This window comes from Streptomyces sp. NPDC053048, from assembly GCF_044547045.1.
In the GTDB taxonomy this organism is placed as follows: domain Bacteria; phylum Actinomycetota; class Actinomycetes; order Streptomycetales; family Streptomycetaceae; genus Streptomyces.
The window spans coordinates 738,786-753,307 of sequence record NZ_JBITZS010000001.1; the positions used below are offsets into that span (position 1 = coordinate 738,786).

General features: G+C 74.1%; 15 protein-coding genes. 7 read left to right on the forward strand and 8 right to left on the reverse strand.

Features of this window, described 5'->3' with window-relative positions; genetic code table 11:
- Positions 1-52: 52 nt before the first annotated feature.
- Together cobT and ACIG36_RS03620 are read right to left on the reverse strand one after the other, a co-directional pair.
- Entirely contained in the window at positions 53-1,099 is a 1,047-nt protein-coding gene (gene cobT, locus ACIG36_RS03615) for a nicotinate-nucleotide--dimethylbenzimidazole phosphoribosyltransferase (protein ID WP_399921213.1), read from the reverse strand.
- Positions 1,100-1,193: 94 nt separating this feature from the next.
- Positions 1,194-2,402 (reverse strand): bifunctional adenosylcobinamide kinase/adenosylcobinamide-phosphate guanylyltransferase, encoded by a 1,209-nt coding sequence (locus ACIG36_RS03620; RefSeq protein ID WP_399921215.1) that lies wholly within the window; start codon positions 2,400-2,402, stop codon positions 1,194-1,196.
- Between the two features lie 156 nt (positions 2,403-2,558).
- On the opposite strand from ACIG36_RS03620, the gene ACIG36_RS03625 reads away from it, so the two are divergent.
- Complete coding sequence (locus ACIG36_RS03625; RefSeq protein ID WP_399921218.1) at positions 2,559-2,768, forward strand: hypothetical protein; 210 nt, start codon at positions 2,559-2,561, stop codon at positions 2,766-2,768.
- Positions 2,769-2,855: 87 nt separating this feature from the next.
- Here ACIG36_RS03625 and ACIG36_RS03630 read toward each other — a convergent pair whose 3' ends face one another.
- Positions 2,856-3,611 (reverse strand): methyltransferase domain-containing protein, encoded by a 756-nt coding sequence (locus ACIG36_RS03630; RefSeq protein ID WP_399922186.1) that lies wholly within the window; start codon positions 3,609-3,611, stop codon positions 2,856-2,858.
- A gap of 41 nt (positions 3,612-3,652) precedes the next feature.
- A complete protein-coding gene (locus ACIG36_RS03635) occupies positions 3,653-4,246 on the reverse strand; it encodes a DUF3043 domain-containing protein (RefSeq protein WP_399921220.1) in 594 nt (197 codons plus the stop codon).
- A gap of 264 nt (positions 4,247-4,510) precedes the next feature.
- On the opposite strand from ACIG36_RS03635, the gene ACIG36_RS03640 reads away from it, so the two are divergent.
- The 4 genes from ACIG36_RS03640 (at position 4,511) to ACIG36_RS03655 (ending at position 7,783) form a co-directional block, all read left to right on the forward strand.
- Entirely contained in the window at positions 4,511-5,305 is a 795-nt protein-coding gene (locus ACIG36_RS03640; RefSeq protein ID WP_399921222.1) for a PspA/IM30 family protein, read from the forward strand.
- Positions 5,306-5,371: 66 nt separating this feature from the next.
- Positions 5,372-5,650 carry a hypothetical protein gene (locus ACIG36_RS03645; protein WP_399921225.1) on the forward strand — a complete coding sequence of 93 codons (279 nt, stop codon included), beginning with the start codon at positions 5,372-5,374 and terminating at the stop codon, positions 5,648-5,650.
- 125 nt (positions 5,651-5,775) lie between these two features.
- The gene (locus tag ACIG36_RS03650) at positions 5,776-7,089 is read left to right on the forward strand and encodes a sensor histidine kinase (RefSeq protein ID WP_399921228.1); all 1,314 of its coding nucleotides are present in this window, start codon (positions 5,776-5,778) and stop codon (positions 7,087-7,089) included.
- A 10-nt stretch (positions 7,090-7,099) separates the two neighbouring features.
- Positions 7,100-7,783 (forward strand): response regulator, encoded by a 684-nt coding sequence (locus tag ACIG36_RS03655; RefSeq protein WP_399921231.1) that lies wholly within the window; start codon positions 7,100-7,102, stop codon positions 7,781-7,783.
- 148 nt (positions 7,784-7,931) lie between these two features.
- Here ACIG36_RS03655 and nadA read toward each other — a convergent pair whose 3' ends face one another.
- Positions 7,932-9,119, reverse strand: a complete 1,188-nt coding sequence (gene nadA / locus ACIG36_RS03660) for a quinolinate synthase NadA (protein ID WP_399921234.1) — start codon at positions 9,117-9,119, stop codon at positions 7,932-7,934.
- Positions 9,120-9,354: 235 nt separating this feature from the next.
- Between nadA and erpA the strand changes: the two genes are divergently transcribed.
- Positions 9,355-9,711 (forward strand): iron-sulfur cluster insertion protein ErpA, encoded by a 357-nt coding sequence (gene erpA / locus ACIG36_RS03665; RefSeq protein ID WP_004946545.1) that lies wholly within the window; start codon positions 9,355-9,357, stop codon positions 9,709-9,711.
- A gap of 86 nt (positions 9,712-9,797) precedes the next feature.
- Here erpA and ACIG36_RS03670 read toward each other — a convergent pair whose 3' ends face one another.
- Entirely contained in the window at positions 9,798-11,363 is a 1,566-nt protein-coding gene (locus ACIG36_RS03670; RefSeq protein WP_399921238.1) for a hypothetical protein, read from the reverse strand.
- A 139-nt stretch (positions 11,364-11,502) separates the two neighbouring features.
- The gene (locus ACIG36_RS03675; protein ID WP_399921241.1) at positions 11,503-11,721 is read right to left on the reverse strand and encodes a hypothetical protein; all 219 of its coding nucleotides are present in this window, start codon (positions 11,719-11,721) and stop codon (positions 11,503-11,505) included.
- Between the two features lie 167 nt (positions 11,722-11,888).
- On the opposite strand from ACIG36_RS03675, the gene ACIG36_RS03680 reads away from it, so the two are divergent.
- Positions 11,889-12,863: a carbohydrate kinase family protein gene (locus tag ACIG36_RS03680; RefSeq protein ID WP_399921244.1), complete on the forward strand. Its 975-nt coding sequence runs from the start codon at positions 11,889-11,891 to the stop codon at positions 12,861-12,863.
- Between the two features lie 115 nt (positions 12,864-12,978).
- Here the strand turns inward: ACIG36_RS03680 and ACIG36_RS03685 are convergent, their stop codons facing one another.
- A complete protein-coding gene (locus ACIG36_RS03685) occupies positions 12,979-14,364 on the reverse strand; it encodes a cysteine desulfurase/sulfurtransferase TusA family protein (RefSeq protein WP_399921247.1) in 1,386 nt (461 codons plus the stop codon).
- Positions 14,365-14,522 lie beyond the last annotated feature (158 nt).

A 14,522-nucleotide genomic window follows, 5' to 3' on the forward strand; every position in this document is an offset into this window, starting at 1 on the left:
ATTCGCGGCGGTCCGGGCGCTCGCGACCTGCGCCGGCCGGTGGCCGTCGACGTCAGGAGCGTTCGGGGAGCTCCGCCGCCAGGGCCGCGGCCGCCTGCACCAACGGCAGAGCCAGCAGCGCCCCTGTCCCCTCGCCCACAGTGACGCCGTGGTCGAGCAGAGGGTTGAGCGCCATCCGGTCCAGTGCCTTGGCCTGCGCCGGGTCACCGCTCGCCTGCCCGGCCAGCCACCAGTCGGGGGAGCGGAACGCCACCCGCTGGGCCACCAGCGCACAGGCTGAGGTGACCACGCCGTCGAGGATCACCGGGGTGCGGCGCACCGCGCTCTGCAGCAGGAAGCCCGTCATCGCGGTGAGGTCCGCGCCGCCCACCGCCGCCAGCAGCTCCAGCTGGTCGCCCAGCACCGGGCGGGCCCGGCGCAGCGCGTCCCGGATCGCGGCGCACTTGCGCATCCAGGCCAGGTCGTCGATGCCGAAGCCGCCCCGGCCGGTGACCACCGAGGCGTCGGTGCCGCACAGCGCGCCGACCAGGACGCCGGCCGCCGTGGTGCCGCCCACGCTCAGGTCGCCCAGGACGACGAGGTCGGTGCCGGAGTCGGCCTCCTCGTCGGCGATCGCCATGCCCGCGCGGAACGCCGCCTCCGCCTCCTCGGCGCTCAGCGCGTCCTCGATGTCGATACGGCCCGAGCCACGGCGCACCCGGTGCCCGGTGACGTCGCCCGGCAGCTCCTCCGGGTCACAGTCCACCGCCATGTCCACCACGCGCAGCCCGGCGCCGAAGCGCCGGGCCAGGATCGCCGCGGGGCTGCCGCCGTCGAGCGCCGCCCGCACCAGCTCGCGCGCCCCGCCCTCCGGACCGCCGGACACCCCCAGCTTCGCGATCCCGTGGTCGCCCGCGAAGAGCAGCACCCTGGGCCGCTCGACCGGCTTCACGGGCAGCGCGCCCTGGGCGGCGGCGAGCCACTCGCCGAGCTCGTCCAGCCGCCCCAGCGCCCCGGCGGACGGGGTGAGCCGCTCGCGCCGTTCCTCGGCATCCCGCCGGACGGCGGCGTCGGGGCGCTCGATCAGCGTGGCGAAGTCATCAAGATTCAGACTGCTCATCCGCGACACACTACCCCTGGCAGACCTGGCCAACCGGGTTCCGGCGCCACCCGGCCGCGCCACCGCCGCGGGGTGCGCCCCGGCGCCCGTCGCCTCAGTCCCGCAGCGCCAGCGCCTGGCCCGCCACCACCAGCACCACGTGCTCGCACTCGTCGCCCACCGCCGCGTTCAGCCGGCCCAGTTCGTCACGGAAACGGCGCCCCGAGGCGGTGGCCGGGACGACGCCCGAGCCGACCTCGTTGCTCACCACGACCACCGTGCGGCTGGTGGCGCGTATCGCCGCCACCAGCTCCGCCGTCCGCTCGCCCACCGCCGCGGCGCCGCCCGCCGCCCACGTGGCGTCGTCCCACGCCCCTGCCGAGTCCATCGCGTCGGTCAGCCACAGCGCCAGGCAGTCGATCAGCAGCGGCGGACCCTGAGCCGCCAGCAGCGGCACCAGGTCGCACGTCTCGGCGGTGCGCCAGGAACCCGGCCGCCGGTCGCGGTGACGCGCGACCCGCGCCGCCCAGTCGGCGTCGTCCTCGCGCGTACCGCCCGTGGCGACGTACAGCACCTCGGGGAACGCCTCCAGGCGCCGCTCCGCCTCCACCGACTTGCCCGAGCGCGCCCCGCCCACCACCAGCGTCCGCCGGGGCACGTCCGGCACCGCGTGGTAGTCGCCGACCTCCAGCGTCGTGCCGTCCGGCACCGTCCGGGCCCCGGCCGCCGCCAGCCTGCGGTGCAGCTCCCGCCCCGGCGGGACGTCGTGGTCCAGGTGCACCGCGATCACGTCCGTCGTCGGGCCGACCGCGCCCGCCTCCCGCAGCCGGGCCAGCGCGTCCGGCCGCCCCACGACGTCCAGCAGCACCATGTCGTACGGGCCGGGCAGGCCGCCCGCCACCGACAGCCCGGCCGGTCCCGCGCCCGGCGCCAGGTACAGCAGCCGCTGCCCGTCCGGCGACGTCACCTCGTACCCGGTGCCCGGCGCGTCCAGCGCCAGCGCCCGCACCTTGTGGCCGCTGATCACCGACAGCTCGCGCCCGTCCGGCACCCGGCCCGGCGCGGGCAGCCCGGCCGGGAACTCCAGGGCCGGGCCCTCGTTCGGATGCGAGAGCAGCACCTGCCGCACGCCCGCGATGGAGTGCCCCGCGCGGGCCGCCGCGAAGGCCGGGCCCGGCGTGAGGTCCAGCAGCAGCGCGTCGTCGACGAGCACGGACGTCGCAGCCCGCGCCTCGTCGCCGACGGCGGTGGCGCAGGCGGCGCAGGGGCAGCCGGGGCGCGGCAGCCCCTCGGGGGCTCCGGTGCCGAGGAGAGTCAGTTCCACCCCCTGATCGTCTCGCGTCCGCACCCGGCGGGCGCGCGGGGCTCACCCTTTCTCGTCCCAGGGCGTGTCCGACGGGTCGCACGGGCCCATCGGAGACGCCCTAACGGGCCGTTAGGCTGCGCACGGACACTCACTGCAGGCCACCAGGAGGCGGACATGGTGTGGACGTGGCGGTTCGAGAAGGCCGACGGGACGGAGACGGCTCCGGCGGTGGAGCCGGAGGAGTTCACCACGCAGGGGGACGCGGAGTCCTGGCTCGGCGAGAACTGGAAGGACCTGCTGGAGGGCGGCGCGGAGCAGGTGACGCTCTTCGAGGACGGCGCGGAGATCTACGTGATGAGCCTGCGCGCGGCCGCCGAGAGCTGAGCGGACGCGCACAGCGAACGCGAAAGCCGCCTGCCGGGCCCGAAGGGGGCCGGCAGGCGGCTTTCGCGTTCGCGCGTCCGTCGTCGGCTATCCGCCGCGCACACCGCACAGGTGCAGCAGCGCCGCCACCGCGCGGTACGGGTCGGTGCGCCCGGCCCGGTCCTCGGCGGCCAGCAGGCGCTCCAGCCCCTGCCCGTCGGGCGGGCTCTGCCCGTCGGCCGCCAGGTCGCTGAAGACCCGGACGCCGTACCAGGCGGACAGGGGCGCCCCGATCCCGGCCAGGGTCGCCGTCAGCGCCTCCAGCCGGTCCGCGCGCGCCTCGACGCCGATGCGGTTGGTGTAGGAGGGGGAGTCGAAGGCCGCCAGCGCGGTGTCCCAGTCGCCGGACAGGCCCGGCCGCATCGCCAGCGCGTCCGCGTTCCGCACGAGCAGCGACAGCAGCCCGCCGGGCGCCAGCACCCGGGCCAGGCCCGCCAGCATGGGGTCGGGCTCCGGCACGTACATCAGCACGCCGTGGCACAGCACGATGTCGAAGGTGCCCGGCAGGAAGTGGGCGCCGGTGTCGCGGCCGTCGCCCTCGACTATCCGCATGCGCTCGCGGATGCCGGCCGGCTCGGCGGCCAGCGCCGTGCGCACCGCCGCCACCATCGAGGGGTCGGACTCCAGGCCCGTCACCTCGTGCCCGGCACGGGCCAGGCGCAGCGCCTGGGTGCCCTGGCCGAGACCGACGTCGAGGACGCGCAGCCGCCTGCCGACCGGGAACCGGGCGGCTATCTGCTCGTCCGTCTGGCGGGCGACCAGCTCCTGGCGAACGGTGTTCCGCAGCCCCCCGAGACCGTTCAGCCACTCCCGCGCGCCGGAGCCGAAGCCCGGCGCGAAGGCGCTCAGGGCTTCGCCCCGCGCTTGACCTTGGGCTTGGGCAGGCGCAGCCGGCGCATCTGCAGGGTGCGCATCAGGGCGTACGGGACGGCGCCGCGCGTGTTCTCGTCCGGGAAACGCTGCTTGAGGGCACGCTTGAGGGTGATGGCGGTGATCACGGAGTTGATCGCGATCATGAGGATCACGACCAGCCACGCCAGCAGCACATAGCTCTGGAACGCGCCCTTGTTGACCATGCTCAGGATGAGGATCAGCACGGCCAGCGGCAGGAAGAACTCCGCCACCGAGTACCGCGCGTCCACGAAGTCACGGGCGAAGGACCGCACCGGGCCCTTGTCCCGGGCGGGCAGGTAACGCTCGTCACCGCTGGCCAGGGCCTCGCGCTGGCGGGCCAGGTCGGCGCGGCGCGCCTCGCGCTGCCGCTTGGCGGCCTCCTTGCGTGTGGTCGGCGTGCTCGCCAGGGAGCGGCGCGTGGCGTTGGACTCGCTCCGCTTGGGGGTGGGGCGGCCCTTGGGGGCCTGCGGATCACGGGGCTGCTTGGGCTGGTCCGCGGTCACCTCGGGGGTCGCGGCCTGCGCTTTCGAACGGCTTCGGAACACAGAAACCAAGGGTACGGGGTCCGGGCGCCCCCTTCGGGCACGATCCGGCAACGACGGCGGGCGACCCGTCCCCGCCCCGCCCGTCGCCCCGCCGGCCCCTACTCCTTGCGCCGGAGGACGGCCGCCTCCTGATCGTCCTGCAGGAGGAGCGCATCCGCGGCCGAACAGTGCGGTAATGGAAGCGGGGCCCGTACTGTGGGTTCTGGAAGATGTGCTGGAACCTAAGCCCGATTCAGTTCGGTCAGAAGGGGGCGCGCGAGGCCCATGAGCGGTGTCATGAAGCGGATGGGGATGATCTTCCGCGCGAAGGCCAACAAGGCCCTGGACCGGGCCGAGGATCCGCGCGAGACCCTCGACTACTCGTACCAGAAGCAGCTGGAGCTGCTGCAGAAGGTGCGCCGCGGCGTCGCGGACGTGGCGACGTCCCGCAAGCGCCTGGAGCTCCAGCTCAACCAGCTGCAGAGCCAGTCCGCCAAGCTGGAGGACCAGGGCCGCAAGGCGCTCGCGCTCGGCCGCGAGGACCTGGCGCGCGAGGCGCTGACCCGCCGCGCCGCCCTCCAGCAGCAGGTCAGCGATCTGGAGACGCAGCACCAGACCCTCCAGGGCGAGGAGGAGAAGCTCACCCTCGCCTCCCAGCGGCTGCAGGCCAAGGTGGACGCCTTCCGCACGAAGAAGGAGACCATCAAGGCGACCTACACCGCCGCCCAGGCCCAGACCCGCATCGGCGAGGCCTTCTCCGGCATCTCCGAGGAGATGGGCGACGTCGGCATGGCCATCCAGCGCGCCGAGGACAAGACGGCCCAGCTGCAGGCCCGCGCCGGCGCCATCGACGAGCTGCTCGCCTCGGGCGCGCTCGACGACCCGACCGGCATGGCCAAGGACGACCTCACCGCCGAGCTGGACCGGCTCTCCGGCGGCAACGACGTCGAGCTGGAGCTGCAGCGCATGAAGGCCGAGCTGGCCGGCGGCGGTGAGCGGAAGCAGGCGATCGAGGGCGGCACCGGGGGCCAGGCCGAGGCCACCCGTCCGCAGGACCAGCCGCGCTTCGACAAGAGCTGAGGGCGCCGGAGCTGCCAGACTGTTGCCCGCGGGCACCGGACTCGCCCTGACACAAGGGAGACCGTCATGATCGTTCGGATCATGGGGGAGGGCCAGGTGAAGCTGGCCGACAGTCACTTCGCCGAGCTCAACAGCCTGGACGACGAACTGCTCCAGGAGATGGAGAGCGGCGACGAGGAAGGCTTCCGACGCACCCTCGGCGCCCTGCTCGACGCCGTGCGCCGCCTGGGCACCCCGCTGCCCGACGACGCGCTGGAACCCTCCGAGCTGATCCTGCCCGCGCCCGAATCCTCGCTCGACGAGGTCCGCCAGATGTTGAGCGACGACGGCCTCATCCCCGGCTGAACCCCTCCCGCACACTCCGCTCCGGCACGCGCCGCGCCCCCGCCCCCTCATCCGGGCCGGGGGCGCCGCCGGTGACGTCCCTTCCCGGCCCTCCCGGCGCCGGCCCGCCCACGATGGGGACCGCGATGACCTCCCTCGCCGCCACGGGCCTCGCCCGCCCGCACCGCTGGCTGCGCGCCCACCCCCTGGCCGCCGACACCCTGCTGGCCGTCCTCGTCCTCGCGCTCGTCCTCATCGGCGCGTACCTGGGGCCGCGCTCTGCCCAGTACCCGCCCGGACCGGTCTTCCTGCTGCTCGCGGCCCTCGCCTGCGCGTCGCTGGTGGCCCGGCGCCGGGCGCCGCGCGCCGTCCTGGGCCTGACCGCCGTGCTGACGGTCGCCGGCACCGTCCTCACCCACGACGGCGGCCCCCCGCGCACCCAGATCACCACCGCCACCGCGGTCGCCCTCTACACCGTGGCCGCCCGCACCGAGCGGCCCACCGCCTGGCGCATCGTCGCCGTGACCGTCGCCGTCCTCACCGCCTCCGTGATGCTCTTCGGCCCGCCGCCCTGGTACGCGCAGGAGAACGTGGGCCTCTTCGCGTGGACCGGCATGGCCGGCGCCGCCGGGGACGCCGTGCGCAGCCGGCGCGCCTTCGTCGCCGCGATCGAGGAACGGGCGGTACGGGCCGAACGCACCCGCGAGGAGGAGGCCCGCCGCCGCGTCGCCGAGGAGCGGCTGCGCATCGCCCGCGAGCTGCACGACGTCGTCGCCCACCACATCGCCCTGGTCAACGTCCAGGCCGGGGTCGCCTCGCACATCATGGACAGCCGTCCCGAGCAGGCCAAACAGGCCCTCGCCCACGTCCGCGAGGCCGGCCGCTCGGCGCTGGAGGAGCTCCGGGCGACGGTGGGCCTGCTGCGCCAGTACGGCGACCCCGAGGCACCCACCGAGCCCGCCCCGGGCCTCGGCGTCCTCGACCAGCTCGTCGACGGCTTCGCCCGGGTCGGGCTGCGCGTGGACGTCGCCGCCGCCTCCACCCTGCCCGGCGGGCCGGGCGCGGGCACCGGCGCCGCCGGCGCCGCGGCCGTCCTCGGCCCGCTGCCCGGCGCCGTGGACCTGACCGCCTACCGCGTGCTGCAGGAGGCGCTGACGAACGTGCACAAGCACGCGGGCAGCGGGGCCCGCGCCGAGGTCGCCCTGCTGCGCAGCGCGGACAGCCTGGACCTGACCGTCCTCGACGACGGCGGCGACCGCCCGGAGAACGACCGCCCGGACCGCGACCGGCCGGCGGACGATGCGGCCGGCGGCGGGCACGGCCTGATCGGCATGCGCGAGCGCGCCTCCGCGCTCGGCGGAACCTGCGAGGCGGGCCCGCGCGGCGAGGGCACCCCCGGCTTCCGGGTCCGGGCCATCCTGCCGCTGCAGGCCCGTACGGGTGACGGCGCCGGCTCGTAGGCTGTGCCGCATGAGCGATCCGATCACCGTCGTGCTGGCCGACGACCAGGCGTTGCTGCGCAGCGCGTTCAAGGTGCTGGTGGACTCGGAACCCGGCATGCGGGTGGTGGGCGAGGCCTCGGACGGCGATCGGGCGATCGAGCTGGCCCGCCTCCACACCCCCGACGTGGTCCTGATGGACATCCGGATGCCGGGGACGGATGGCCTGGCCGCGACTCGCGCCATCTGCTCGGACCCGGCGCTGGCGGCGGTGCGGGTGGTGATGCTGACGACGTTCGAGGTCGACGAGTACGTGGTGCAGTCGCTGCGCGCGGGCGCCTCGGGCTTCCTGGGCAAGGGCGCGGAACCGGACGAGCTGCTGGCGGCGATCCGGATCGCGGCGGCGGGCGAGGCCCTGCTGTCACCGGCGGCGACGAAGGGGCTGATCGCGAAGTTCCTGGCCCAGGGCGACTCCGCGGACCGCCCGGCGCGTCCCGGGGCGCGGCTGGAGGCGTTGACGGGCCGGGAGCGCGAGGTGCTGGTGCAGGTCGCGGGCGGGCTGTCCAACGACGAGATCGGCGAGCGGCTGGCGGTCAGCCCGCTGACGGTCAAGACGCACGTCAACCGGGCGATGGCCAAGCTGGGCGCCCGGGACCGGGCGCAGCTGGTGGTGATCGCCTACGAGTCGGGGCTGGTGCGGCCGCGGACGGAGTGACTTTCCCCCACCCCGCCCTTTCACCGTTTCGTCCTCAAGCGCCGGACGGGCTGTCAGCCCGTCCGGCGCTTGAGGACGCCGCGCGCAGCGCGGTCCGGGGCCCGGGGCGGAGCCCCACCTCGCTACTGCGGGAAGGGGGACGGAACTGCTACGGCAGGGCGAGCATCCGCTCCAGCGCCAGCTTCGAGAAGCTGGCGACCTCGGGGTCGACCTCGATGCGGTTGACGACCTTGCCGTCCGCCAGCGACTCCAGCGCCCACACCAGGTGCGGCAGGTCGATCCGGTTCATCGTCGAGCAGAAGCAGACGGTCTTGTCGAGGAAGACGATCTCCTTGCCCTGGTCGGCGAACCGGTTCGCCAGACGGCGGACCAGGTTGAGCTCGGTGCCGATGGCCCACTTGGAGCCGGCCGGGGCGGCCTCGAGGGTCTTGATGATGTACTCCGTCGAACCGACGTAGTCGGCCGCGGCCACGACCTCGTGCCGGCACTCGGGGTGCACCAGGACGTTGACGCCCGGGATGCGCTCGCGCACGTCGTTGACGGAGTCGAGCGAGAAGCGGCCGTGCACCGAGCAGTGCCCGCGCCAAAGGATCATCTTCGCGCCGCGCAGCTCCTCGGCGGTCAGGCCGCCGCCCGGCTTGTGCGGGTTGTAGACGACGCAGTCCTCCAGCGACATGCCCATGTCGCGGACGGCGGTGTTGCGGCCCAGGTGCTGGTCGGGCAGGAAGAGCACCTTCTCGCCCTGCTCGAAGGCCCAGTTCAGGGCCCGCTCGGCGTTGGAGGAGGTGCAGATGGTGCCGCCGTGCTTGCCGGTGAAGGCCTTGATGTCGGCGGAGGAGTTCATGTAGGAGACCGGGACGGTCACCTCGGCTATGCCGGCCTCGGTCAGCACGTCCCAGCACTCGGCGACCTGCTCGGCGGTGGCCATGTCGGCCATCGAGCAGCCCGCGGCCAGGTCCGGCAGGACGACCTGCTGGTCGCCGGAGGTCAGGATGTCCGCCGACTCGGCCATGAAGTGCACACCGCAGAAGACGATGTACTCGGCGTCCGGCCGGGCGGCCGCGTCGCGCGCGAGCTTGAACGAGTCGCCGGTGACGTCCGCGAACTCGATGACCTCGTCGCGCTGGTAGTGGTGGCCGAGGACGAAGACCTTGTCCCCGAGCTTCGCCTTGGCCGCGCGGGCACGCTCCACCAGGTCCGGGTCGGACGGCGCCGGCAGGTCGCCGGGGCACTCCACGCCGCGCTCGCTCCGGGGGTCGGACTCGCGTCCGAGCAGCAGGAGGGCGAGGGGGGTGGGCTGGACATCCAAGGGCTGGGCGGTGGTCACGACACGCACCCTTTCTGTTCTGCGGACGGCCGGTCGGGCCTTGTCGTCAATTTGACGCTATCTATCATAACCCCTTCACGTCAGTTTGACGATGATGATCGCGTCGATGTGACACATTCCCGATCCGTCGCGCCATGTGCGAGCATGAAAAGCGGAAGTCACAGTCCAGGCCCGGAATGAATCCGGGATACCGGCGGTTTCTGCTCAGGCAAGCAGTCCGCACCAAGACCCGGGAGTGAAGCAGATGTCCGTTCAGGACGAGAAGACCACTGTGAGCGACGGCATCCTCCTGTCCGACGCCGCGGCCGCCAAGGTCAAGAGCCTGCTGGAGCAGGAGGGCCGTGACGACCTCGCCCTGCGCGTCGCCGTCCAGCCCGGTGGCTGCTCCGGCCTGCGCTACCAGCTCTTCTTCGACGAGCGCTCGCTCGACGGTGACGTCGTCAAGGACTTCGACGGCGTCAAGGTCGTCACCGACCGCATGAGCGCCCCGTACCTGGGCGGCGCCTCGATCGACTTCGTCGACACCATCGAGAAGCAGGGCTTCACCATCGACAACCCCAACGCCACCGGCTCCTGCGCCTGCGGCGACTCCTTCAGCTAATCGCCGGACTGTCTGGCTGTGCCGGAAGGGCGGCACCCCCTCGGGGGTGCCGCCCTTCCGGCGTCCTACGGGCAACCGGGCCAGGGCTACTTCGCCTGCCGCTCCCGCACCGTGGCGCCGTTGCTCAGGTCCACGACCTTCCGCTCGCCCAGCGGCTCGTCCAGCGTCACCGTCGTCTCCAGGCGCTTGGCGATCGCCACGCAGGCCTGGCCCGGCTTCTGCTCCCTGCCGGTGACCTTGACCGTCACCGCCGACCCCGACTGCTCGGCCGACGCCGAGTAGTCGTGGCACACACCGCCCCAGAAGGTCAGGACCAGCTTCTTCCCGCCGTCCTCGACGACGTAGGAGTCCACCCGCGCCGGCGTCGAGGCCCCCGGCGAGCCCGACGGCTTTCCGCCGCGCTCGCCCGACGGGGGCGCGGGGCGCTTGGCGATGAACTTCGGGTCGATCGCCGGCTGGGCGATCGTGACCGGCTCGCCCTTGGCGCCGGAGCCCGGCATCCGCACCGTGAACAGCCACGACGGCACCAGCGACTGCATCCCGGACACCGACTGCGCCGACAGCCCGAACACCGCGCCCGTCACGGTGACCGGCTCCCGCCCGTCCGTCTTGCCCTCGCAGGGCGGCCCGTCGCCACCGTCCCGGAACGGGACCGCCGTCGCGCAGCCGCCGATGCTCGCATGGCCCGTTCCGGCCCCCCGGTTCAGCTCGTCCAGCGCCTGCCGCGCCGTGAGCAGCGGGTAGGACGTCCCCTTCTTCGGCATCTTCAGCTGCCCGCTGCCGCCCACCAGCTGCCCGTCCGCGCCGACCCGCACGCTGGTCTGCCAGCCGTAGGTGGGCACGGAGTTGACGACGGGGTCGGCGGTCACGGTGCGCACGGCGCCGTACAGCTTGCGCGCGTCGGTCTTCGCGCCGTCCTGGCCCAGCGCCTTGAACACCGGGGCGGCCACGCTCCTCGCCTTCTCCTCCGACACCGGGTCCGCCGCGGCGGGGTCGGGGGCGGCGTCACGGAAGGACGGGCACGTCGGCGCGGGGGAGTCCAGCGGGCCGCTCGCGCCCTGCTCCTTCTCCTTCGCGCCGCCCGGCGGGTGCACGCAGTCCGTACCGCCCGGCACCCCGTACTTGGAGTACGCCCAGTTGCCCGGCCCCTGCCGGCTCACCTGCAGCGTGGGCCCGGCCGCGTCGGGCCCGCCGCCGACCGTCCAGGTGTCCCGGACGAGCCGGGGCGTCCCCCGCACGTCCAGCGCCTTGGCCAGGGCCGCCACGTCACCGCTGGACACCTCGCGCTCCGGCAGGTGGACGGGCGCCGTGCGCGGTCCGTCCGGCAAGGTGCCCGCGGCGCGATAGCGCACCCCGTGCGGGTCGGGCTCGCCCACCGCTATGCCCCGCGAGGTGTCGCCACGGGCCGCCGTCCCGCTCGTCCAGCCGTCCAGGGCGAGCGGCGGCGGGGAGGCGCCGTCCCCGGCCGCGCCCCCGCCGTCGCCGTCCGACGCGGTGGACGCCCAGTACGCGCCGCCGCCCCCGGCCAGCAGCACCGCGGCCGCCACCGAGGCCACCGCCAGCGTCGAGTGCTTCCGCTGCCGTTTGTCGGGGCCGCCGCCCGGAGTGCTTCCCCCAGCTACCGCTGGGCGGTGCCCCCACTCGGTGCTCACCGCATCGCTCCTTCGCTCCGCTCAGAACTGAGTACTGCCACATCCCCCGAGAGGGGGACGGCGCTTGGACGGAGCGCAGGAGCGAGCGGTTCCAGTGTGTCCTCAGGTGCGGTGCGCGGGCGCCCCCGAGGGGTGGTCGTCAGTCGCCGTACTCCGACATTCCGTCCAGCAGCCGGGCCGACCGGGCGGGCACCGAGACCCCGTGGATCAGCGACAGCGGGGTCGGTACGGCGGGGACGTGCGCGGCGGCCCCCGACGGGCGGGGCCAGTGCGGTGCCATCCGGGCGCAGTCCCTGCGCAGCTCGGCCAGCGATTCCGGATCTGTGGCGGGAGTGACGTCCTTCACAGTCTTCGGCATACCCGCACCGTACGCACCGGTGACCACGCGGGGAAAGACCTACCATTAGGTAGATTCGCCGCTCACCGGCGAGAACCGGACCTGGCGCACGACGCGGAACCCGGTAGCGTGGTGTGGCTCTTCTTGTTGTTTCTCGTCACCGTCTCGCCACCAGGAGCAGACCCGTCGTGCGTATCGCTGTCACCGGCTCCATCGCCACCGACCACCTGATGACCTTCCCCGGCCGCTTCGCCGATCAGCTCGTGGCCGACCAGCTGCACACGGTCTCCCTCTCCTTCCTTGTCGACGAGCTCGACGTGCGACGCGGCGGCGTGGCCCCCAACATCTGCTTCGGCATGGGCGTGCTCGGCCTGCGGCCGATCCTGGTCGGCGCCGCGGGTGCCGACTTCGCCGACTACCGCGCCTGGCTGGACCGGCACGGCGTCGACACCGCCTCCGTGCACATCTCCGAGGTCCTGCACACCGCGCGCTTCGTGTGCACCACCGACACCGACCACAACCAGATCGCGTCGTTCTACACCGGCGCGATGAGCGAGGCCCGCCAGATCGAGCTGCAGCCGGTCGCCGACCGGGTCGGCGGCCTGGACCTGGTGCTGATCGGCGCGGACGACCCCGAGGCGATGATCCGCCACACCGAGGAGTGCCGCACCCGTGGCATCGCCTTCGCCGCCGACCCCTCCCAGCAGCTCGCCCGCATGGACGGCGACGACATCCGGGTGCTGATCGAGGGCGCCACGTACCTGTTCACCAACGAGTACGAGAAGGCGCTCATCGAGTCCAAGACGGGCTGGACGGGCGAGGAGATCCTCGCCAAGGTCGGCACCCGCATCACCACGCTGGGCTCGCGAGGCGTGCGCATCGAGCGCGTGGGCGAGCCGGTGATCGAGGTCGGCTGCGCGCAGGAGGAGGCCAAGGTCGACCCGACCGGCGTCGGCGACGCGTTCCGCGCGGGCTTCCTGGCCGGCCTGACGTGGCAGCTGCCGCTGGAGCGGGCCGCCCAGCTGGGCTGCATGCTGGCCACGCTCGTCATCGAGACGCTGGGCACGCAGGAGTACGAGCTGCGGCGCGGGCACTTCATGGAGCGCTTCACCAAGGCCTACGGCCACGAGGCGGCGGCCGAGGTCCAGGCCCACCTGGGCTGACCCTCTGTGGGGGCTCCGCCCTCACCCACCCGCCCGCCCGATCACCCGGAACGTCATGACGCTTCCGGGTGCCGGGCGGGTGGGTGGGGAGAACCGCCGCGGTAGCGGCGGCACGTCAGGCGCGGCGCCGCACCGTATAGGCGACCCCACGCTCCGCCGGGCGTTCGCCCACGTACTCCTGGCCCGTCATACCGCACCAGGCGGGAACGTCCAGGCGCGCCGCCTCGTCATCGGACAGCACGGTCACCAGGCCGCCCACCGGCACGTTCCCGATGACCTTCGCCAGTTCGATCACAGGGATCGGGCACCGCTTGCCGAGCGAGTCGACGACCAGCTCGTCCGTCGTGGCGGACGGGACCGACGTCCCTGTCGGCGAGGCGCCCAGCTGCTCGCGTACGGCCCGCACGGTGCGGGGCAGTACCTCCAGGAACCCCTCCACGTCCTGCGCGGAGGTGCCCCGCGGCAGCGACACCCGCACGTTGCCCTCCGAGAGCACCCCCATCGCCTGCAGCACATGGCTGGGCCGCAGCGTGCTCGACGTGCACGACGAGCCCGAGGAGACGGAGAAGCCCTCGCGGTCCAGCGCGTGCAGCAGCGTCTCGCCGTCCACGTACAGGCAGGAGAAGGTCACCAGGTGCGGCAGCCGCCGCTCGGGGTCGCCGACCACCTCCACGTCGGGGACGAGCTCGGGCACCCGGGACCGTACGCGCTCCACCAGCCGGCGCAGCCGTGCGTCCTCCTCCGCCGCCTCCGCCCGCACCGCCCGCAGGGACGCCGCGGCCGCCACGATCGCGGGCAGGTCGGGGAAGCCGGGCGCCCGGCCCCACTCCCGCTCGTCCGCCGGGCCCCGGGCGGCGAACCGCACGCCCTTGCGCACGGCCAGCAGCCCCACCCCCGACGGCCCGCCCCACTTGTGGGCGCTGGCCGTCAGCAGCGACCAGCCCGGCGCCACCGGGCCCCAGCCCAGCGACTGGGCCGCGTCCACCAGCAGCGGCACCCCGGCCGCCCGGCAGGCCTCGGCCACCTCCACCACCGGCTGCTCGGTGCCCACCTCGTGGTTGGCGGACTGCAGGGCCGCCAGCGCGGTGTCCGGGCGCAGCGCCGCCGCGTACGCGTCCGCCGCCACCCGCCCGGTGCGGTCGACCGCGACCTCGGTGACGGTGCCGCCCGCCGCGCTCAGCGCCTCGGCGGAGTGCAGGACGGCGGAGTGCTCGACGGCGGAGACGACCAGGTGCCGGCCCACGCGGCGCCGTCCGGCCAGCGCACCGGCAATACCGTCGTGCAGCGCGCGTGTCCCCGAAGGAGTGAACACGAGCTCGTCCGGGCGGCAGCCGACCGCCTCGGCGGCCGCCTCGCGGGCGGCGTCCAGCAGCAGCCGGGCCCGGCGGCCCTCCCGGTAGAGCCGGGCGGGGTCGGCCCAGCCCTCGTCGAGGGCGGCCAGCAGCGCCTGGCGGGCGACGGGGTGCAGAGGGGCGGCGGAGGCCGCGTCGAAGTAGGGCACACCTGAACGCTAACTCCCCTTGCGGGCCCGCTGCCGGACGGCCCGACTCCGCTGTCGTCCCGCTCCTGGGCCACCCGCCGCGACCAGGCACGGCGCGGCTCTGACGGTCATCCAGATGGCCGCCGGACCCCCGGATTCCACCGGTTCGGGGAGTGGTC